This window comes from Micromonospora sp. C97, assembly GCF_018070385.1.
Classification (GTDB): domain Bacteria; phylum Actinomycetota; class Actinomycetes; order Mycobacteriales; family Micromonosporaceae; genus Micromonospora; species Micromonospora parva.
On sequence record NZ_JAGPXU010000001.1, the window covers coordinates 641,955 to 663,767 of the forward strand.

At 67.2% G+C, this 21,813-nt stretch carries 13 protein-coding genes and 1 CRISPR repeat array; of the genes, 3 read left to right on the forward strand and 10 right to left on the reverse strand.

All coding sequences use genetic code 11. From position 1 onward, the window contains the following. Position 1: 1 nt before the first annotated feature. Genes cas6e through KBX26_RS02700 form a run of 7 tightly spaced genes read right to left on the reverse strand, consistent with a single transcriptional unit; the run spans position 2 to position 9,782 of the window. A complete protein-coding gene (cas6e, locus tag KBX26_RS02670) occupies positions 2-667 on the reverse strand; it encodes a type I-E CRISPR-associated protein Cas6/Cse3/CasE (protein WP_210864611.1) in 666 nt (221 codons plus the stop codon). Positions 668-669: 2 nt separating this feature from the next. Then, the gene (cas5e, locus tag KBX26_RS02675; protein WP_210864612.1) at positions 670-1,371 is read right to left on the reverse strand and encodes a type I-E CRISPR-associated protein Cas5/CasD; all 702 of its coding nucleotides are present in this window, start codon (positions 1,369-1,371) and stop codon (positions 670-672) included. Then, positions 1,368-2,492: a type I-E CRISPR-associated protein Cas7/Cse4/CasC gene (gene cas7e / locus KBX26_RS02680; RefSeq protein WP_210864613.1), complete on the reverse strand. Its 1,125-nt coding sequence runs from the start codon at positions 2,490-2,492 to the stop codon at positions 1,368-1,370. The genes cas5e and cas7e overlap by 4 nt, the downstream gene beginning before the upstream one ends. Further along, complete coding sequence (gene casB, locus KBX26_RS02685) at positions 2,489-3,148, reverse strand: type I-E CRISPR-associated protein Cse2/CasB (protein WP_210864614.1); 660 nt, start codon at positions 3,146-3,148, stop codon at positions 2,489-2,491. The genes cas7e and casB overlap by 4 nt, the downstream gene beginning before the upstream one ends. Continuing rightward, entirely contained in the window at positions 3,145-4,806 is a 1,662-nt protein-coding gene (casA, locus tag KBX26_RS02690; RefSeq protein WP_210864615.1) for a type I-E CRISPR-associated protein Cse1/CasA, read from the reverse strand. The genes casB and casA overlap by 4 nt, the downstream gene beginning before the upstream one ends. Positions 4,807-4,836: 30 nt before the next feature. Further along, positions 4,837-7,680, reverse strand: coding sequence for a CRISPR-associated helicase Cas3' (cas3, locus tag KBX26_RS02695; protein ID WP_210864616.1), 2,844 nt, complete (start codon positions 7,678-7,680; stop codon positions 4,837-4,839). Next, on the reverse strand, positions 7,677-9,782 hold the full coding sequence (locus KBX26_RS02700; RefSeq protein WP_210864617.1) for a UvrD-helicase domain-containing protein: 2,106 nt from the start codon (positions 9,780-9,782) through the stop codon (positions 7,677-7,679). The genes cas3 and KBX26_RS02700 overlap by 4 nt, the downstream gene beginning before the upstream one ends. Positions 9,783-10,020: 238 nt before the next feature. On the opposite strand from KBX26_RS02700, the gene KBX26_RS02705 reads away from it, so the two are divergent. Beyond that, positions 10,021-11,316 (forward strand): protein kinase, encoded by a 1,296-nt coding sequence (locus tag KBX26_RS02705; RefSeq protein WP_307857738.1) that lies wholly within the window; start codon positions 10,021-10,023, stop codon positions 11,314-11,316. On the opposite strand, the gene KBX26_RS02710 is transcribed toward KBX26_RS02705, so the two are convergent. After that, positions 11,246-11,962 (reverse strand): hypothetical protein, encoded by a 717-nt coding sequence (locus tag KBX26_RS02710; RefSeq protein WP_247680080.1) that lies wholly within the window; start codon positions 11,960-11,962, stop codon positions 11,246-11,248. The two genes, KBX26_RS02705 and KBX26_RS02710, sit on opposite strands and share 71 nt — an antisense overlap. Positions 11,963-12,276: 314 nt before the next feature. Here KBX26_RS02710 and KBX26_RS02715 point away from each other — a divergent pair, with 314 nt between their 5' ends. Next, positions 12,277-14,370 carry a class I SAM-dependent DNA methyltransferase gene (locus KBX26_RS02715; protein ID WP_210864619.1) on the forward strand — a complete coding sequence of 698 codons (2,094 nt, stop codon included), beginning with the start codon at positions 12,277-12,279 and terminating at the stop codon, positions 14,368-14,370. 276 nt (positions 14,371-14,646) lie between these two features. Beyond that, positions 14,647-16,998: direct repeats of the CRISPR family, unit length 28 nt; unit sequence CTGCTCCCCGCGCACGCGGGGGTGATCC. 801 nt (positions 16,999-17,799) lie between these two features. Here KBX26_RS02715 and KBX26_RS02720 read toward each other — a convergent pair. Beyond that, entirely contained in the window at positions 17,800-18,474 is a 675-nt protein-coding gene (locus KBX26_RS02720) for a thiopeptide-type bacteriocin biosynthesis protein (protein WP_307857739.1), read from the reverse strand. Between the two features lie 121 nt (positions 18,475-18,595). Then, on the reverse strand, positions 18,596-19,672 hold the full coding sequence (locus tag KBX26_RS02725) for a lanthionine synthetase C family protein (RefSeq protein ID WP_210864620.1): 1,077 nt from the start codon (positions 19,670-19,672) through the stop codon (positions 18,596-18,598). 632 nt (positions 19,673-20,304) lie between these two features. Here KBX26_RS02725 and KBX26_RS02730 point away from each other — a divergent pair. Then, complete coding sequence (locus KBX26_RS02730) at positions 20,305-21,714, forward strand: hypothetical protein (RefSeq protein WP_210864621.1); 1,410 nt, start codon at positions 20,305-20,307, stop codon at positions 21,712-21,714. The last annotated feature ends 99 nt before the right edge of the window (positions 21,715-21,813 follow it).

A 21,813-nucleotide genomic window follows, 5' to 3' on the forward strand; every position in this document is an offset into this window, starting at 1 on the left:
GTCAGCTGGTGGGTGCAAGCGTGAGCAACCCGCAGCCGTACGCCTTTGCATGCCCGATCCCGCTGGTCAGCGTTCGGCGGAAGGCATCCGCGTCGGTGATCTGGAGGATGCCGTCGTAGGTGACAGTGGTCAGGGTGACGGTGCCCATGCCGCGCTTGAAGGCATGCGTCTGGCTGCGGTGCAGCCGCACGTTTGGACGTCCGTCCTGCTGATGTGCCAGCGCGAACCCGTTTCGGTCGGCACGGCTTGCCAGCCATTGCATCTGCGCGTCCTCGCGCAGGAAGCCGAAGCGCTGCGTCTCCTTCGAATCACTGGTCTTGCGGCCGCTGTGGGTTGGGTTGGCGGTCAGTCGGAACGCCCACTCCTGGCCCGTGCTCAACGAGAGGAGCAGACCGTCGTAGTCGCGGGTCACCCACGTCTCGGTAGTCGGCCAACCGGCCTGCTCGACGAGATGGGTGAGGTCGGGACGGCCAGGGCTGACGACGTAGAGGTAGACGGTCGCGGGCGCTGACGTGTCGAGCCGCCACAACGTACGGGCGCCGTCCCGCTCGTGATCCTCGGGGTTAGCGAAGGCCGAGCGGACCGCGGCGTGCATGGCATGCGGTGATGACAGCAGCTTCCGTGCGCCCCTGCGGGCCGGGTTGATCTGAAACCGGGTGAGGAACAACGTCAGCCTCCCAGCAGGCTTAGCGGGTCATGCTCGACAACGTCTGCCCGATCCGAGCGATCGTTGGTGACGTCTACGTGCCGGCGCAGAACCGACCGCCACGTGTGTTGCCGATGCGCTGGATCGAAGCTGACCGGCTCGTCAGGCACGGTCTCAGTGACCGGCTCGCCGGGTCGGGCGTCCCTGATGATCTCCAGCCGGACCGTCGGGGCTGCCTTGCGTCGGTACCAGTCAGCGGCGAGCCAAGGCCATGAGGCCAGGGCATTGTCGAGAGTCTCCTCGTGGACGCCGAGGCTGATGGGCCCGATCGGCGGGCAGGAGCGGCGGCCAAGGTACAGGGGAAACTGCGGCCGGCTCAGTGCCTCCGCCAGGCCGTGCAGCAGCTCGCTCTCCCCGCTGACGGCGGCGAGGAAGGCTGCGTCTGACAGGTAGAAGCGGTAGGTCAGTGGCGCGCTGAGACGGCCGTCGAGAGAACGGGCAGTCTGAAAGTCCCGCAGGATCTGCCCCGGCTGATCGAGCCGTACTCCGAACTCCAGACCGAGCAGGTCGGTGAGCGGCTCGGTACGTCGTACACCTCTGGCTGCCGCGAGCAACCCGATGACGCCGCTCTTGGTCGGTGCGACCTCGGTGCCTCGGCGGGCGAAGCGGCTGGACGACCCCCACGACTGCAGTGGGCCGGCCAGCCTGAGCAGCAGGACGCTCATGCTGGCTGGCCGAGCGCTACGGCGACGTGATCTCCCACCCCGGTTACCAGCTCGCTGAAGCTGACAGCCTTGCCCAGGTCGGTGAGCACAGCGGTCTTCTCGCCGACTTGAGTGACCCAGCTGGCGACCGGCCGCTCACCGAAAGCGTTCTCGACAGCTGCGGTGTGCTTGGCCAGGGCAGCGGCGGCCAGTTCGACGCGGCCCGCAGCGTTCGTCTCACGGATGGGCGTCTCGAACGCACCGACGAGATTGATCGGCTGCGAGTCGCGGAGCCTCACCAGCACCGCGTCGGGCAGCGTCCGGTGGGCGAACGTGTTCTGCTTCCCTGACGGCATGCTGCGGGCGAACGCGACCAGGAACGCCTCGACGGCTGCGCGGGTGGCTTCCGCGTCGCCGAGGGTGCGGTGCAGGGCGTCGACGTCGATCGTGGCGTACCGGTAGAGGGTGGACGAGTTGAACTCGATGGTGCCGATCATCCCGGCACCGGTCTCGGCGGCATCGGCCTTCCGGTCGTCCACCGCAGTGAAGTAGTCGAACTCATTGTCGACGGCGTGCACGCTGATGGCGTGGGAGACCTGACAGGCAGCGTCGACGTTGATGTCCGTCATGTCTGCCATCATTCGGCCGAACATGGCGATGTCGATCGAGTGATCGGTGTTGGCCAGCGCCTTGAACCGGGCCTTGTCAAGCGGAGTGCCGGTGCGCGCCGCTTCGAGCGCAGCAGCGGCAAGGTTGTCCAACTGCTGGTGGCTGAGGAAGAGTAAGTAGCCGGACTCGACGTCCTTGACCTCGCCCTTCTTCTTCTCAGCCTTGGCGAGGCCGGAAGCGACGAACACCTCGGCGGCCAGCGCGGACGCGGTCTCGTCGGACTGACTCGGGTCGAGGGCCTTGATTCGTGTCGCGAGCGACTCCCCCACGCGCTTGGTTCGCTCGCCGAGCTGGGAGCGGTCCAGCAGGTCGGCGAACGCCAGCCGGACGGCTCGCTTCCAGGCTTGACTGGACACGCGTGCGCGCCGCACGCCGCCATAGACAGCGGTCTTGGGTGAGCCGGTGTCGTCGCGGTTGAGGTTGCTCGGCGGCACCGTCTGCAGGGCGTAGACGTCGATGATGGTGCGACTCATGATGGTTCCTCCTCAGGGGCGTCGGTGTCGGTGCTGGGTTGGCTGCGGAACGACTCTCGGCCCCAGATCGACTGGATCTGCGTACGGCCGCCAGGCTGGCGGAGGGTGTATAGGTCGTCGGCGAGCAGGCCGTAGTCGACGGGCACCTGGTGCTCGCGCAGCATCGTGGTGAGACTGCGCAGGTGGTAGATGCTCTCCTGGTACGTGGTGGCGGTGCCGAGTGCGGCGAAGCGGCGACGTACCCCCTCCGGGCCGTTGGACTTACGGACAAGCTCAGCCATGGCGAGGCCAAGTCCGCGTCCGTTCACGTGCATCCGCTCCCGACGCGACTGCTGGTGCAGCGCGTAGAGGGTCACCGCGTCGTGGACCGCGTGCTCGGTGTCGGCCGCCTCTGCATCGTCGGCAGGTCGATAACCCAGCAGGTGCTCCGGCACCTGCAGGTACCGCTCCAGGGTGAAATCGAAACCCGGAGCTCGGCCGATGCCGCGTCGTAGCCGCGCCAGGGCGCTGACGGCCTCCGGTTGCGAGGCGTCGCTGAGCAGTCTTGCCTGCAGGTTGGCGATGGTGCGGGCAACGTGGTCGCCGAGGTCCTTGCGGCGCCGGACCCACGGTCTGCGCGCCGGCGCAGGTGAGGGATCAGTTTCCACCATGGTCATGCTGGTTCCTCCTGCCGTTGTTGCGGAGTTTCGGCCGCCATGGGCAGCGCCTTGGCCAGGCCGGCGCGGAACCACGCCTCGGCCTGCGAGCTGGAGTAGTGAACTTCTCTGCCGTTTCGGTCGACGCCTGCTCGGCCGATCCAGGCCGCTGGTCCGGTTGCGGCCATCAGTTCGTCGCGGAGCCGAAGAGCGGCTCGACGCACCAACCGCTGCCACGAAGCGCGCTCGCCCGCCGGATCGCTGTCCGGACCGAGTCGCGCCAGCCAGTCGCGAAAGTCCTGGTCCAATCGGGCGTACGCCTGCTCGGCGGCCCGTTCTGCGTCGCCGCTGTCGGTATCCCGGCTACCGGCGGCCTTGGCCAGGTTGTCAGCGAGCCGACGCAACACCTTCACCGCGTTCTCGGCGTCGGCTGCGGCGTCGACGGCTGCCGTGCGCAGCTCAGAGTGTTCGACCAGCAGCAGCACGTTCATGGTCAGGGCGTCGCTGAACACCTCGTCGACGACTGCCTGTTGGGTGCCGTAGGTGACGCTGGTGGCCCTCGGACGAACCCGAAAGTCCGACCCGACCACCCCGGTGACAGTCAGTCGGGCCAGCCACTGCACCACCATCGGTGAGAGCCGCTGTGGCGGTTCGGCACCGGGTGGTGGTGGCGCGGGGAGCAGTGTTTGCAGACCACGCCACAGGGCGCGACTGTGGTCATGCGGCCGCGGTAGGTAGATCGGGGTTCGCTTCTGCTCGCGCTCGCGTGGCCCGCTACGGCCCCACACACTCATCGGTTCCAGCAGGTGCCGATCCTGCCAGTCGAACCTGTCCCCGATGGCGATCATGGCACCGGTGATACCACTGACGTCGCCGAAGAGCCGGATGCGGCGCGACTGCCAGGTATACAGACTGAGCAGTCCGTAGGGGCCACGGGTCGCATCACTCTCTTCGGAAGCCGTCTGCGGCTCGCGCTCCCACACCGGTAGGTCTCGATCGTCGGCGTTCTGCCAGCCAGGGGCGACCGGGACCAGGTTGAGCAGCAGCGTTTCCCGCAGAGTCGAACCCTCAAGGTGGACGCCACCCAACGCCCCGAGAGACGCCACCCCGATCGGATATCCTCGCCCGCCCTTGACCCGTGGGTCTCCGACGGCACCCGTCTTGATACCGGACGGGTCGAAGGCCTGGCAGTGCACCAACCACAGGGCCGCCTCGGCCGGCGAGATCGACTTCATTCCTTTCCCGGCGCGGGTGGTCAGGAACGGAATGCCATTGGGCACGTCAGCGATGATCCGTTCGAGCCCGAACGTGTTGTTCTTGGCCGCTCGCAGGTCCGCGACCTGGTAGAACGGGTACTCCGGATGGAGCAGATCAAAACGGTGACGGAACGCTCCGAGGTAGTCGGCGACATCCGCCACCGGGAGCTCAGGGGCACGCCACAGTTCCCGCCACGCGCCGTCGCCGGGCGGGCCGCCCGTCGTTCGGTGCAGGACGGCGAGCGCGAGTCGCAGGATCGCGAACGACTGCGTGGGCAGTTCGCAGGCGATCATGCGGAGGTCGCCGGCCTGCTCGAAGAGGCCGAGCAGCGACACTTCGCGACGTTGTCCCGCACCGTCCAGCACCGGGATCCACGCCTCGTCCACGAGCGAGAACCCGGCTGATTTCGGTGAGCCTGTCACGGCATCACCTCCTTTGCGATCGATGTAGATCTAGGCGCTGGCGCGTTCGACGCGCAGGCCGTCATCCGGGTCGTATTGCAGGTTGAAGCCAGCGATCGTGGCCCTCCCGTCCGCGTCCAGGTCCAGCACGAGTTCACCTGCCAGCCAGTGACTGTCCTGCCAGGAGCGGACATCGGTACGCCCTTCCAAGTCGGCGATGACCTCGTCAATGACGTCCGCGTCGGTCATGGTCCGCGGTAGCGGCAGGGTGCAGCGCGCGATCAGCCGAGGTAACGGCCAGCGCGGGACGCTAGTCGTCGTTACGGGAACTGCCCCGCCATCGATCCAGGGCGGCAGGACCAAACCGTCCGGTGTCCGTACCAGCAACAGGACCTCGAGAGTTTCGCCGTCGGTGTCGCGGACGTGGCCTTGCGTTACACGCTCGTCCGCACCTGCGACGCCGCCGGAGAGCCAGCTGATCAACGGGGCCCCCGGCTCGCCTACGCGGGCGAGGCGGAAGCTGTCCGCCTTCATCGACTTGGCGGCGATCTCGTCTCGCTGCTTCGCGTCCGCCTCAGCCATCGCCGATTGCCATGACGGTGGACCGAGTGGCTCGCCGCCGTAGGCGGACTGGGTGAGTGGCGCGATGTCCGACGGAATTCGCAGCGGGGCGCCGTCCACGTGTGGCAGCAGCACCGCCGCACTGCGCAGGAGCATCGCCGGTTGGTAGACGCGACGCGAGCCGGCGACCGGCTGCGGCGGTTCCGTGCTCCAATCCGCACCAGTGACCCAGCACTCCGGCGTCTCGAGCCGAGCGGGGCGGCCGTCACGGGGGTGGCGGTGTAGTCGGCCGATACGCTGCAGCACCAGGTCGATCGGGGCCAAGTCGGTGATGAGCAGGTCGAAGTCGATGTCAAGGGACTGCTCGGCGACCTGGCTGGCCACCACCACGTGCCGGTGAGGTCGGTTGCCGCTGCCCGGCGGGCCGAAAGTGTCGCGTAGCCAACGATCCTTCGTGGCGCGGTCGACGGCCATGAACCGGGAATGTGCGACCGCTACTGGGGTGTCTGGCCCGAGTATCGCCCGGAGGGCAGTCGCGGTCTCCTGGACGCGTGCCACGGTATTGCGGACGACGAGGACGCAACCCCCGTCGGTCAGCCGTTCGCGCAACAGCTCCCCCAACGCAGGCAGATCGTCGTTCAGACGGCGCATTTTGACTTCGACGTTGCGCCCGGAGTCGGAGCAGCTGGTGGCTGCGGCACCCCGATCAGTGCTGGAGACAGTGACCAGGGGATATCGCAGGTCGGTTCGGAGGGCGGCGTATGGGTCCGCCTTCGTCTTGCCGCGGTCGCGCCAGGTGAGTGGGGGCGGGGGTCCGAGGCGGCCGTTGTCGTACGCCTCCATGAGCTCGGCCCGTCGGTGGGCCGGGAGTGTCGCGGAGAGGACGACGACCGGAACGCCGTACGCGCCCAGCCACTCCAGCGCCCGGTCTAGAAATCGCCCCATGTAGACGTCGTAAGCATGTGCCTCGTCAATGACCACGACCTTTCCGGCAAGGCCGAGGTGGCGCAGCACCAAGTGCTTGCTGCGCAGCGCTGCGAACAACAGCTGGTCGATGGTGCCCACCACGAAGCTGGACAACAGGGTCCGCTTCGATCCGGCGAGCCACCGGTGTACGCCGATGGCCGCGCCGCCGGTGTCCTCGGCGATGCCGCTCGGCAGGGATGTCGTCCGCAGCTGGTCGTACTCGGGGTTGAGTGCCGCCTTGCCGTGCGCCAGCCGTACGTCGCGGTCGCCGCGACCAACCTGGGCATCGGGTAGCCGGCGCAGCCAGGAGAGCATCCGGGCGAACATGGCGTCGCTGGTGGCGCGGGTAGGTAGCGCGAGGTAGCAGCCGGATGCTCCGGTGCGCCGAGCCAAGATCTCCACCGCGGCCAACGCCGCCTCTGTCTTGCCCTCCCCCATTGCGGCCTCGACGATCATCAGCCCGGAGGCAGGCATGGACGCGGCCAGTTCGGCGACCGTGCGCTGGACAGGGCGCGGTACCGCGCCGGCGGGTAGCTCGAATCGCGCGTCGAACAGTTCGTTGACGCTCGCCAGCGGTGCGGCTGGCAGCCACGGCATAGGCAGGTCCAGCAGCTCCCAACCGACCGTCAACCGGTCGGCGTCCGCGCTGTCCAGGACGTATGGGAAGAATTCCTCGTTGCTCGCGATCCAATCAGCAACGATGACCAGGCCGGTGAGGGCAGCCTGCACGGGCTGCGACAGCGGCACACTGGTCCAGTCGACAAGCCGGCCTGCTGCACCGGACCGCTCGGCCATCCAGGTCAGGATCTCGTGCTGCACCTGCTGCCAGGCCTGGTCACCAAGCAGGTGTCGACGCACCTGCGCGTCGAGAAGGCTCTCATCGGTGGGTGGGGTGCCGTGGTGGCCACCGACGATGACGGCGTACGGATGCGGATCGTCCCAGTCTTGCTGTTGGAGCCAGTCGGCCAGAATGAGGTGGCCAGCGGTGGCGTGGGGCGCGTACTTGCGGTCGGCGCGAATCAGGTCCCGGTCGTAGCGGAGCCCATGGTCACGCATCCGTTCGGCTAACGCGTACGCCTGACAGGCGAAGGCCGGGGTGGCCTTGCCGATGTCGTGTACGCCGGCGATCCAGACGGCCAAGGTGCGGGCGTCTGCGTCACCGCCGGGCAGTTCGTCGGCGATACGCCGACGGACTGCCGGGCTCAACCAGTGATCCCACAGCCGTCCGGCGACGTCGGCGGTGTCGGCGAGGTGACGCCACAGCGGTAACCACCCGACCGGCGAGGTGCCCGTACGGTCGGTCTTACCCCAGACTGACCGGGCCGCGTCTCCAAGCTTCGGAGTTCCGGCGGCGATGCGGGTACTCATCGGGCCGCCGGCAGGAGGGTGCTGGGGGCGCCGCTGTGCGACAGATAGAGCACGTCACGAGCGCGGGTCAACGCGACGAACAGGAGGCATCGTTCTCGCTGCAGATCCTGCTTGTGGCCGTGCGGATCCTCCGTCGCCGTGGCCAGCGCATGCGGTGCGGGCAGCACCCCTGCGTCCAATCCGACAACCGCGAGGCACTGGAACTCCAGGCCTTTCATGCGATGCATGGTGGCGACGTGCACCCCGTCGACACCGCGTTGGTCGTCGGCTACGGGGATGTGGGCGTCGCTCAAGGTCTTGCTGATGGCCTTGACGAGCTGACCCGTACGGACGGCTACGCCGATCGCGTGCGGCTCGACGTCCTGATCCAGCCAGGTCCCGACGCGCTCGATGAGCGCTTCGAACTCGCTGTCGCGGTCGTCGCAGGCTACGACCTTGGGTACGCCGCCGCGAGTGAGCGACCGGTAGCCCCGCAGCGTGTCGCCCTCGCCGTCTAAGCCGACGGCGGCGTCGCCGCTGAGGACCTTCACTGAGAGGTCCAGAATTTCGTGGGTTGTGCGGTAGTTGATAGTGAGTCGCCGGGTTCGGCCACGTACCTCGATGCCGAGCTGCGCGAGAGACACGTGGTTGTCGTAGATGCGCTGGTACGGGTCAGCGAGCAGGAACATGTCGTTCGGTCCGGGCGCGACCAGTGCGCGCAGCAGCCGCCACTGCGCGGGGTGGAGATCCTGCCCCTCGTCAACGATGACGTGTCGGTACGGGGGCGGTGATTGCCGGGTGATCGTGGCGGCGTCGTCGGCGAGTTGGGTGTGCGTGCTCAGCCGCCGCTTCGTCAGGTCGCGCCGCACAGCTTCGATCGCGCTCCACACCTGCTCGCGCTGGGTCGCACGCAGCCCTTCGCCGCGGCCCTTGCGTGGGGCGTCGCGGTAGGACTCAAGGGTGGTCAACTGCTGGGCCAGCACCACTTGCTCCCACTCCCGTCTGAGGAAGGCGGCACTGAAGGTCCTGACTTGGCCCGTCCGGCTCACGTACGTCGGACCAGCCTTGGCGGTTGCTTCCCACAACCGATCCGCGACTTCGCCGTCGGCGACCGTGATCTTCCTGCCGCCCCGAGTAGCAATCTCGTAGGCCAGCTTGTCGACGCTGACCACATCGATACGAGCCCGGACCGCCGGGTCCGTGGTGAGTCGGTACAGCTGCCGGCCCAGGGAGTCCGCCAGCGCACGGGTGAAGGTGGTCAGCAGCACCTTGCCGCCGCCCTCTGGCAGCCGCTCGGCGAGGAAGACCGCCCGATGCAGACCGGTAACGGTCTTGCCGGTTCCGGCACTGCCGGTGACCAGCGCGGGACCGCTGTAGGTCTCCCGGTAGGCCACGTCGCGTTGCGTCGGGTGTAAAAACGTACGCCAGACGTCGAAGGGGTGAGCGAGAATAGCCGCCAGCTCCACCGGGCCGGAGACGAAGGCGATCCGCTCCGGAGTACGGCGTGCCGCAGTCAGTAGGTCTTCGGTGTCCACGCCGGACACGATTCGGTCGGCCAGCTCTGCCCACACCTCAGCCACGGACAAGCCACTGGCCAGCCCGTGCAGGACGTCGAGCTGCACGTCAGGCAATCGTGCGCCAAGACTTTCCAGCTGCTGATCGGTGGTGATGACCCGCAGCAGTGGCACCAGGTCCTCGTCCACACCGAGTCGCACTAGATCGGCAGAGGAGACACTGTCGAACAGACCGCCACTCGGCGATGCTGGAGGTTCGGCTCGGCTGAACTCCTCAATTCCTACCTGGTCGCGCATCTCCAACACGCCGAGTGCCTGGTTGACCGTGAAGCGGCGGCTCACCGCGAAGGCGATGGCATCATCGTGTGGCAGGACATTGAGCAGAGCGTATTTCTGCTCTCCGAGGGCAAGCACGACCCCGCGGTAGAACTGGTCGATGCGGATGGTGCGGATATTCGGGTCACGCGCGCCGGTCAGCTTCTCCAAGTGCAGACCAGCATGAGTGTGTTCGGCGAACCTGCTGATGGCCGCGATCACGGCGTGTTGCACCCGGCGCTGCAGCCTGGCGTAGGCGGGAAGGAACCCCCGCTCGATGGCCAACTCAGCCACACCACTCACCTTCCTCGTCGCCCGGGTTCGACCGGAGCGCAAGCCAGCACCGCAAGCCCCGGGACAGGGTGGGCGGCGCCAACCACCGTGTGCGCCCCGAACCGGCCGCAGCGCCAGTAGACCACCTTGTGAACACTGCTTGCAAGAGTCCTGTCGTTCTGAATATTCACCAGATCGGCTCGCTGCCGGCGGCGTTGGTGCCCAAGGCAAGGCCACCAGGCCCGTTATGCTGGGCCTCGTGGCGGCGGGCACGATCCTCAAGGACCGGTACAGGCTGGGTCGGTTTCCCCTGGCACACAAGGGCATGGGCGAGGTGTGGGCGGGACAGGACACTCTGCTCGATCGTCCGGTGATCGTAAAATTCGTCAACACCGCCACGCCGGACATCGACGTCGTCCGACGATTCCGCCGCGAGGTCCTGCTGACCGCACGCCTCGATCACCCCGGTGTGCCCGCCATCTACGACGTTGGTGAGCACGACGGCCGCCCCTACGCCGTCCTGCAGCAGATCCACGGAATCTCTCTGAGCGACCTCGTAGCAGAGCAAGGTCCACTCTCAATCGGCTGGGTAGCAGCCATCGGAGCTCAAATCAGCTGCGTCCTGCTCGCCGCTCGACAGATCGGCCTCGTGCACAGGGACATCAAGCCGAGCAACGTGATGCTCGAGAAGAGCGGCGCCGTGAAGGTGCTCGACTTCGGACTGGCCGCCATCCCTGACGACGACCGCTACTCGCGGATCACCCAGAGCGATCAAAGTCTCGGCACGGTGGGCTACATGGCACCCGAACAGATCCTCGGCGAGCCCACCGATCACCGCACCGATTTGTACGGCCTCGGAGCCACTCTCTTCGACCTGCTCACCGCACACCCGCCATTCGATGGGGTCACCACCACAACCACGCTGCGACATCAACTGGACAACCCACCTCCACGCCCGACCCACATACGATCGGAGACCCCGGCCGCGCTCGATGACCTGGTCCACGCACTGCTGGCGAACCACCCGCAGGACCGACCAGCCACGGCCACCGAGGTCTACAGCGTGCTGGCCCCACTCGCTCAAGACCTGGTGCCGATTCCGGGGGTGCTTGATGACCCCGCCGGGGCCGTACGGGCCTATGCCGCCATCGTCGGGCGAGCACCACTCCAGTCTCACCCCATGGCTGCGCCCGTTGAGCCGACCGAGTTCGATGTTGAACGGACCGCCGCGCAGGCGGAGCAGTCGCACGCCGCTGGCGAGTTCCGTGCTGCCGCGCGACTGTGGCGACAACTCGCCGACCACCTCGCGCGGCAGCGGAGCAGTGATGATCCTTCTGTCTTCGAGTTCCGACTGCGTGCGGCCCGCGCGCACGTACCACTTGGCGAGCACGACCGCGCCATGCGCCAGCTCAACCTGCTGCTTCAGGACCGCATCCGGGCCGACGGACCCGGGCACGCCGCTGTGCTGGACCTTCAGCAGGAGATTAAGCGACTCGGCAAACAACGCCCCGCTCCGCGGCAGTCCTCGCGACACGAGGCAGAGTCGGATCGCTGAACCACCGAGGTAGCAGTGCCGCCTTCTGCTCGGGAAAGCGGGCACCGCGGTAATGAAAGTTCAGGGCACAGTTCTGCCCGCGCGTTTCGGTCGTCAAGGCCCGCCGCGCCAGCGACGAGTACATGCTGCCGTGCTTCAACCATGCCGCTTCTTCGCCGTGCCGGTCGAAACCACGGCCACTCGCGGCATGCCCGAAGACATCGTGGACCGCCCGGAACATGTCGTTCTCATCGTCGGTGAGGTACGGGTGCGGGTTGCTCGTGGCTGCGCTGGCCCAGACGTTCAACCTGCGTCGCCGCACGTCTTCGACCATGGTTCCAACGTCCGCGTACGGATCCTCGTCGACGATCCGCACCGACAAACCGAGACCACCGAACTCGACTCGGCCTACTAGGAATTGGTACTGCTGAACAGTCTCCCGACAGAACGCGGCGTACGCAGTGCGGGCCCGATCGTCTCGGACGGGCGCGGCCATGTACGCGTCCGCGATGGCCATGCCGACGACCGGGTCAAGGCGCACTTTCGCGTACGCGTTCGGAAGGGCAGTGCCCACAGAGCCCCAGCGATACCGCCGTGCGCCCTCGTGCACGTAGGTGACCGGCGTAAAGGTCGGGGACGGAGTTGCCAGCAACGTGGGTGCGAGCAAGGGTGTTCATGGTCCTCCTTCGATAGTCGGGTTGGCGGATCAGATCAGGTCAGCGAGCTTCTACGCCCTCTCGCGCAGCGCGCGCCTCCGGACCCTGGTTGGGCTGCGTGCGCTGCTCGCGACGCAGCATCTCGCCGAGCACGCGGATCTCCGACGCTCGACGGTTCTGGTACAGCTTTGCGAACTTTCCGATGGTCGTGCTGTGCCCACGACGCGGCATGGGGCCCCCTAAGTCAGTCGTGAATCGAACCATCAACAACGTACACGCCTGTGAACTGTGTGCACAACACCCAACCTGATGGTACCGTTCACGGGTGATCCGAGAGCCGAGGACGGCCCCCAGCGACGCCACCCTGACCGCGAGCGGCATCGCGCGGCTGGCCAACGTCGGCCGGGCCGCTGTGAGTAATTGGCGTCGCCGCTACGCCGATTTCCCGACACCCGTCGGCGGCACCGCAGCAAGCCCATCCTTTGACGCGCGCGAGGTTGAGAGCTGGCTTCGTCGTCACGGCAGGCTCCATGAGGCTGGGGCTGAGCAGTGGGCCTGGCGACACATCGAGAGCTACCAGCCCGCTGCACGGATCAGTGATGCGCTGAGCATCGCCGGCGCGTACCTGCTCATCCGGTCCTACCGCCCCGCGGACGCCGGCAGTCTGCCTACTCCACGAAAGCTCCTCACGCATCTCCGCGCAATCGACTCCGGGCTGGCCGAGCTAGTCGACGACGTGCTGCCTAAGCAATGGACACCGCAGCTCACCACCTTGCTGAGTGCGGTCGACCAACTCAGCCGGGAACAAGAGCCGGAGTCCGCCTTCGAGTACCTGCACAGCCAGTACGTCGCCTCGGCTCACTCGCTTTCCGGCCTTGCCGGCACACCGGACGGCGTCGCGGAAGTGCTGCTGAATCTCGCCGGCACCGGAGCCCACACGTTCGACTTCACCAGCGGCACCGGATCAATCCTGCGGATGGCCGCCGACCGGGCACTCCAAGACGCTAGCGTCACCCGGTGCTACGCACAGGAAATCAACCCGCAGTACGCCCTGATCACGCTGCTGCGGCTCTGGTTCGTCCACATACGCGCTAGGCGTGCCGGGCACGCAGCGGACCCTCCCGTCGTACACATCGGCGACAGCCTGCTCGCCGACGCCACGCCCGATCTGCGGGCCGACGTCGTCGTGGCCAACTTCCCGTTCGGCATTCACGATTGGGGCCACGATCGCCTCGCCTATGACCCTCGCTGGACCTACGGGCTACCACCGCGCACCGAGCCCGAACTCGCCTGGGTACAGCACGCCTTGGCCCATCTCTCCCCCGACGGCACCGCTGTTGTTCTCATGCCCCCGGCTGCCGCAATGCGTCCAGCCGGCCGCCGTATCCGCGCCGAACTGGTCCGCCACGGAGCGCTACGGGCGGTCGTCGCTCTACCCGCCGGTCTGATGCCACCAACCGGCATCGGATTGCACATCTGGGTACTCAAACTGCCCGACCTGCGTCAGCCACACGCCGGAGCCCTCCTCGTTGTCGACACCACCACCGCACCGACCACTCCGGCCATCGCCGACCTCGCGGGAACCGCCTGGCGCGCCTACCTGTCCGGCCAATATGCCGAAGAGCCCGGCGTCCACCGTGCCGTACCCGCAATCGAGGTGCTCGACGACCAAGTCGACCTCACGCCACAGCGCTACCTGCCCCGACCCGACGAACTCGCCACCAACCCGGCAGAGATCATCGCCAAGATCGACGACTTCGATCAACTACTGGAACAGGTACGACGCAGCCTGCCAGCGGTGCAAGAGGTGGACACAGCAGCGCTTCGGCTCGCCCCCCAGGCCGACATCGCGGACCTACTTCGGTCGGGCGGCATGTCCATACATCGCGCGGTTTCCCGTAGCCGATCAAGCCACACTCCCGCGAGCGCCTTAGTGCTGACTGGAGCCGACGTCCTGACCGGCGCCCCGGCCACCGGCACTGCGACCCGTGCCTCCGACGACGACGCCGGGCCGGAAGTACAAGCCGGAGACATCCTCATCCCAGTTGTCGGACGCAAAATCAGCGCCCGAGTAGCCACTCCAGAGCAAGTCGGCGCCGAGCTCGGACCCGGTGTACAGCTGCTCCGCGTCGACCCTGCCCGATTCGATCCGTGGTTTGTCGCTGGCGTCATCTCCCGCACAGACAACCTGCGCGTCGCGGGTCGCTCATCGAGCACCGGCAGCGGAGCCCTGCGCATCGATATCAAACGGCTCGCCATCCCGGTACTGCCGCTAGACCGGCAGCAGGCGTACGGGAAAGCCTTTTGCCAGCTTGTTGAGTTTCGGACCCGACTCGATCGGGCCGCAGCAACCGGGGCCGCACTCGCCCGCGAAATCGGCGACGTCCTGACCGCCGGCACCCTCGGTCCCCCGTCCTAATCAGACCGTCTACGTGCGGCCCACGTGTTCGTGTCCCAGCCGCGGATTCGCTACCGCTTCTTAGGCGCCGGTGTACGTGGCCTCACCTCCTCCCCGCGCCGGTAGGGCAGCCATAAGCGTCGCTAGTCGCTGAATGGGAGACTCATCAACTACGCTGCAGTAGGGGTCGTTTGCGCTCGAGGACATACTCCCTCAGCCAAGACCAAGTGAGACGATCTTGCGGGCCTAGTGAATGAAAACGGCGGAGTTGATCTATAGCGCCGCAGGTCAGGAAGTCTGCTCCCCGCGCACGCGGGGGTGATCCGGGCGTGGACAGGCTGTGGGTGATGTCCAGCATCTGCTCCCCGCGCACGCGGGGGTGATCCTGCCCGACTCCAAGCCCATGAGCAGCCCACGGACTGCTCCCCGCGCACGCGGGGGTGATCCCGCAACCTCGCTCAACATCACCGCCGCGCCGCTCTGCTCCCCGCGCACGCGGGGGTGATCCGGGCGTCGGCTTCGGCAAGGTCTACGGCGGCGGCTGCTCCCCGCGCACGCGGGGGTGATCCGGCGGGCGCGATCTACGGCGAGTTGCACGGGCTCTGCTCCCCGCGCACGCGGGGGTGATCCGGCTTTCCCCTTCTCGTCGCGCTGCACGACGCCCTGCTCCCCGCGCACGCGGGGGTGATCCCGAACAGGCGTGGCCGGTGTGCGTGCTGGTCACCTGCTCCCCGCGCACGCGGGGGTGATCCGGTCGACGTCGAGGCGATCGAAGAGGCCCTCGCCTGCTCCCCGCGCACGCGGGGGTGATCCGGGTGGGCGGGCTCAGAAGGCATGGCCGGAATACTGCTCCCCGCGCACGCGGGGGTGATCCGCGCACTGGAGTTCAAGCGAATTGACTAATCCCCTGCTCCCCGCGCACGCGGGGGTGATCCCCGCGCTTCCGGGCGAGAATGCCGCCCAACTTCCTGCTCCCCGCGCACGCGGGGGTGATCCCTCTTTCGCGTCCACGGGTAGATCCTCTCCTTGCTGCTCCCCGCGCACGCGGGGGTGATCCTCAGGTAACGCTGACCTTTGCCGGCGACGACGCCTGCTCCCCGCGCACGCGGGGGTGATCCCGTGTCGAACACCTGTGCGCATCGCTCCAGCGCCTGCTCCCCGCGCACGCGGGGGTGATCCCATCCGCCCCGGGCGCTCGACCAGGGGCCGGAACTGCTCCCCGCGCACGCGGGGGTGATCCGGTGCTGCTCCCCGGATGCCCGCACCGCGACCCCTGCTCCCCGCGCACGCGGGGGTGATCCGAGCGCACACACCAAGATCCCCGCGATCCTCAGCTGCTCCCCGCGCACGCGGGGGTGATCCACTGACAGACCCCGCTTTCAATGCGCGGTCTATCTGCTCCCCGCGCACGCGGGGGTGATCCGGCTCGGCAGACCTCGGCGGATCAAGCGGCTACCTGCTCCCCGCGCACGCGGGGGTGATCCCGAACCCGCGTCGGGCTCGTTCCAGGCACCCCGCTGCTCCCCGCGCACGCGGGTGGGGGTGATCCGTGTTCGCGTCGTCGCCCGCGGCGGGTACCTCTCAGCTCCCCGCGCACGCGGGGGTGATCCGGCGGCCCCAGCCTGACCGGTCTTGACCAGTGCCTGCCCCCCGCGCACGCGGGGGTGATCCCAAGGTCACCCCGTCGGGGGTGGTGGCTAGGGCCTGCTCCCCGCGCACGCGGGGGTGATCCCTTCGGATCGGCCGCGAGAGCACCCGAGCTGAGCTGCTCCCCGCGCACGCGGGGGTGATCCGTAGCGCTGACGCTGCCGAGCCTTGTCGCCCTCCTGCTCCCCGCGCACGCGGGGGTGATCCCTGCCGGGCCACATCGCGCAGGCCGCCGCCGCCCTGCTCCCCGCGCACGCGGGGGTGATCCCGCCCGCGACGCCCGGGCAAGGCCTGGTCGACCCTGCTCCCCGCGCACGCGGGGGTGATCCCGGGCTGCCGGCGCCCCGCGTCAGGTTCGCGGCCTGCTCCCCGCGCACGCGGGGGTGATCCGCCGAGGTGTTGCGCCATGTCGCGTCGCCACTGCTGCTCCCCGCGCACGCGGGGGTAATCCTGCTGACGCGGCCGGCGCCGACCCCGCCATTCACTGCTCCCCCGCACACGCCGGGGGTGATCCTCAGGCCGCTACCGTTCAGGGTCCACCCCGCCGCCTGCTCCCCGCGCACGCGGGGGTGATTCGCGCACCAGCGCGTGCACGTGCGCGCGGATGACCTGCTCACCGCGCACGCGGGGGTGATCCGGAACCGGAGCCGACCGAGTAGGAGCAGTAGTCCTGCTCCCCGGGCAGGCGGGGGTGATCCGTTCACCAGCGCGTCGGGCCTGGTCGGGCCCCACTGCTCCCCGCGCACGCGGGGGTGCTCCCCGGACCCCACCACCCGGCGTTGAAACCGATGTCCTGCTCCCCGCGCACGCGGGGTGATCCCACGCCCTCGACGCGTTGCGCGAGTACCGACGCCTGCCCCCCGCGTACGCGGGGGTAGTCCCGCCTGGCCACGCCACCAGTCGAAGTGCTTGCCTGCTCCCCGCGCACGCGGGGATGATCCGCACGGCACGTTCGCCGACAAGGCGTATCAGCACTGCTCCCCACGCGTGTGGGGGTGATCCCGCCACGGGGTTGACTTCGTGGTCTCGGGTACGGCTCCCTGCACATGCGGTCCGCCACCGTGTAGTTCGGAAATGTCGTCTACCGGCCGCCGTGGCTCCGAGATGCTCGCCTTCCACATGTCAGCGGGCCCTTCCCATTCGATCCTTCGATCGCGTTGACACCGCTGATTGAGGGAGGTCGCTCGAGGCATCCACTTGGCGCATGCCAACCCAGGAACACCCAGCATCCTGTCTGCCATCGACCCGCCCATCGGGGAGCGGGCCGCCGCCCGGTCCGCCACGGCCCTCGAACCTCGACGCCTCGGTCGTACGCTGGCGGGCCGGGCGGCGGCCTGCTCGGCTTGCCCGGGTCGATGTCAGACAGGATGCCCTCACCGCAGCCACTCACTTTGCCGGCGGCCGCGGACGACCTCCGGCCATCCTGGAGCCGGAGCACCCCCGCCGGAGGCGCCGTAGCCGCGGCCCTCGCGGCGGCCGACCCACGGTACGAACGCCTCGTGGTCCTGGGTAGGGCAACCTCTTCGATGGTTCTGCCGTGGGCTGCGGACAGCCCTCCCCGCAACCCCACGGACGCCGGAACCACGCTGAGAGTATTCGCGCTACTGCCGGTATGGGCATCGGTGACCCCTGACCTCCGTAGATAAGGCCAGGCCGAACACTGCGCCTCACGCGACTGGGTCAACGATGCGCTCACTATGGTCCGGTCGGAGGGTGACACGGTCGGTCCGCAGGGTGCAGCAGGTTGTCGCCAAAAGATCCAGAGGCGGAGCGAACAGAGTTTCGCCAGCAGGCGCTCTCGCGTTAGATGGATGCGTCGTCGAAGGTCGCCTGTTTGGCGGCGCGGGCGAGGGCGGCTTGGGTGTTCGCGCGGACTCCGAGGCGGTTCATGTGGAAGATGACGTGCATCGCGATGATGCCGCGGATTCCTCGGGTGAGCTTGCCCGACTCACGGAGGGTGCGCAGCGCCTTCCCGGTGTCTTCGAAGGCTCTCAGCCAGCCGCTGGCGATGCCGCCCGTGCGAGGTGAGCCGAGTAGGAGACAGCGGACGTCGGCGGTGAGGTCAATATCCGATCGCGGGTCCTGGGCGCGTCCAGGGCTGGCCAATGCACCGCGCTGATCGGCGATCTTGGTCCATACGTCGCCCTGCTCGTAGATGTCGAGGCCAACGGCGCGCATGAGCGCAGTACAGAGGATGAGGGCGTGTTCCCGCCGGTCGTCGGGGTTGTCGCTGAGGTAGTCCAGGAGGTGGCGGCTGTCGCGGTGGAACAGAGCGTGGGCGGCGTTCATGCTGGCGGAGCCACCGAAGGCGTGGATCTCTGGCTCGTAGATGTCGGTGGTCCAGGTGACGCCGTCGGTGAGCATCAGGTGCGCCAGGTCGCTCGTGGACGTGGCGGGAAGGCAGCGGATCCGCCACGGGCCTTTGCGAATGAACCACCACGAGCTGATGAGGCCTTCGGCCTCGGCAACCGGTAGCACGCCGGCAAGGTGTTCGACGGCTTGCCTCTCCCGTTGGTTGGGGTCGGGGGCTGGAAAAGGCGATGTTCACCTGCTTCCAGGGGCTCTGTTCCACGAGTGCCGTCCGATCCGTGTAGGCGGGTTAGCAGAGGAGCAGGCAGGCATCCCATGAGGTCCGCGTGGCCCCGGTCACGGCCAAGGCGGTGCCGGACGCCCCGTCGAGGAAGCCCGCGGGTCCGTCGGCCGCGTTCGGTGCCTGCCGGTGGAGACGCTGCAGTGGCGCGAAGGGTATGGGTGTCACTGAGTCGGCGGCGACGCGACGGGTGGTCGCGAGGAGTCCGGCGGTTCCGTGGCACAGGCTGCGGTCGGTGAGTTGACCGATCTGGGCCGGGTCGTTCAGGCAGGCGATGAGTGCGCCCTCGGCGAGGTGTTGACGTGTGGTGTCGCCGAGGGCGAGCGCGGCGAGTTGCTGGGCGCGGGCGATGCCGGGGCTGCCGTAACACCAGGATGGTCGGAGTGGTCTGCGCTGGCTCGGGTCGCCGCGGCGAAGGTCGTCAAGCGTGAGGGTTTGCGGCCACCACGGTCCGGCGCTGGTGTGGCGTTGCCAGGTGTCGAGCCACCCGCAGATGCGGTTGATTGCCTGGGTGTGTCCGTCGACGGTGGTGCCGTCGCGGAGGGTGAGCGCCAGGAGCGCGAGTGGGCCGGCGATGCCGTGGGCGATGCCGTGGTTGCTGTGACCACCGGCGGGTGCCACCTCGGTGCGGTTGGGGCCGTGTGGGCACCACCAGCCGGGGAGCGCGCCGATGGGTTCGGTAAGTCGTACAAGGTAGGTCAGTACCTCGCGCAGGAGGTCGAGGTGCCCGATGCGGCGCAGGGCGACACCGAGGCCGGTCAGGCCGCGGATGAGGTCGAATTCGGCGTACGCGGGCTGTTGCCGTCGGTCGATCCGGCGGTGAGCGGCGCCCAGTCGTCGGCGGGTCACCGTGGCGGTGCCGGCGGCTGCGACTGCTTGGGCCCGGGTGAGCGCGGGCCGGTTGGAGGCGGAGAGGACAAAGGCGAGCGCGGGTACGCCGTAGTAGAGGCTGGCGTTGTCGGTGGCGCTGACACCGTCGGCGCAGGCCGCCTCGAGCACGGCGTATGCCGCCTCCCACCTGCCGGCTTCGAGGTGCCAGAGAGTGGTGCCAACTGCCCCGTCGGCGAGCGACTGTCCGGACGTCATGATCGGCCGCAGATGAGGGCGGTGTGGGCGACGGCGCGGGCGAGGCGGAGACAGTGCTTCTCGGAGGCGAGGTCGACGCCGATCATGCGGGTGTGCGGCTGCTGGGAATGCCGACTTATGGTCTGACCTTACGGTCCGATCTTAGGCTTAGCTGCCCAAACTTCCGGCAAGGACGTTTCTTCACCCGCCCGTCGCGGTGCCACTACGGAAGCAGGCATGGGTGTGGACTGTGACGGTGGGGATCCGTTGTCGGATATGCGTCTTCTGGATCTTTGGCGGCACACTGTTCTCGCCCGCAGGCCGAGACTGCCACTGGTATCGGGCAAGTGGTTCTACAACGCGCAGGGCCACCTTGTGGCCATAGCGGATGGCGCTGACCCGCCAGGACGGTTAACCTGCTCAGGGCCGCGCCGAGCACCGCCGCGCGACGCAACGATGCATTAGCTTGGGTCGCCACTGGCCGCCCGTTCATCCGGCGCATGGCGTTCACTGCCCGCCGGATCCCAATGCTGTTCCACATGTAGACGGGCATACTTCAATGCTTGATCTTACCGAAGGACGCCTCGCGTGATCTTGGAGCCTGTGTGATATACAGCTCCAACAGATTGCGCTTACACGCCCCGGAGTCCTCGATGACCGACCAAGCTCCAGAACGTCAGTCCGCGCTCCTGTTGGACGGCAATGAGGAGTTGTACGTCGCGGTGAACGCACAACTGGAGACCGCGAACCTAATAAAGAGTGAGAATGGACCAGGCGGCCGTCCTTATGCGAGGTTCTCAACTAATGAGGAATTCTGGTTAGCAGTGTTCCGCGAACAACTTCGCAGCGGATCGATCGTAAGGCTGGACAGCTTCGCCATTTCGGAGTGGTTCCCGCGCTCGCCCGGATTGTTTCACACCGTGCATGGAACGACGAACCGGGAGATGGCCCAAGACCGCCTATATCCTGCTTATAGCCATGAAGTCGAAGCATTGCGCGAAGTGGACCCAACACTGTCAGTGTTCACTCTCGCCGGCAAGAGCGCGATGCTAGACGGAGGGTTCGGATGCGTTCGACTACGCAATCGACCAACTGACCAAGGCCTTCTATGGTTTATGTCGGCGTCCGCAACGGGGGTCGCCCATGAAGGCATACCCATCGGACTTCCTGATAATATACGCGCTCAAGTAAGTGACGACATCGCAAATCAAGGCGCTGCATTCGGAAACCTAGTGGGGCGACTGTTATTTGTACCGACAATTCTCAATCCGCTGTACGCCGACTACACCGGCGTGCCTCAGCTTTACCTGCTAGTCGAAGAATTCAGCCCATCTCTACACGAGTCACCGCTGCCTGTAATCGCGAGTGCGGCAGTCTCATTCCGGCGGGCCAGGCATTTTCAGAACGAAGAGCACTCCTCGTACGCTGCAGCGTACGTTCCATTCAGCCCTGGAGTCAACGGCGACCTAGACCGCCGCCTCGAATGGCTGGAGGCCTACGTCGATAGACATGGCGGAACCGTCATCACTGACTTCGACGAACATCGATCAAGATTTCGGCACGCCCCATTCTCGCTGAACAAGGTAGCAAATGGCGAAATTGACGAGTCTGAGATCATGGACGCGCTGGGCGGAGATAGCTACTGGGGCTGCCGACACCGTGGACCGTCCTTGAATATCGCTGTCGATAAGCTGATCATAGAACAAGGCAGGCTTAATATCGAACGAGCACGAATCCGGGAGGTCCTGGTGGGCGACGTATTTTCTAACGTCGGAGCAGGCGCAACTATTATCAACCGCTCGACCGTCCAGAACGCGCTGAACCGATTCACCGGCCCCGACATGGAGACCGCTAAGGCACTCGAGGCCATCATCGATCATGTCGGAAAATCGGGGAATTCGGACGCCGCCGAGAACCTTGAGGGATTCATGGAGGAAATTGCGCGCGATCGACCCCGAAAAGCTCGGCTCAAGACCTTCTGGGATGGCCTCGTTGCCGTCTTGCCAAGCGTCGCGCAACTGGGGGATTCCACAGGGAAGGTTCTCGATCTCTTCATGTCGTAGGGGCCTGCCAACCCTGCCGACCTTTCCGCGCGAGGTCAATCCTCAACATTAGCGGTGCCGATTCGACCAAGTTGCCTGCGGGATCTGGCGCGATCCAGC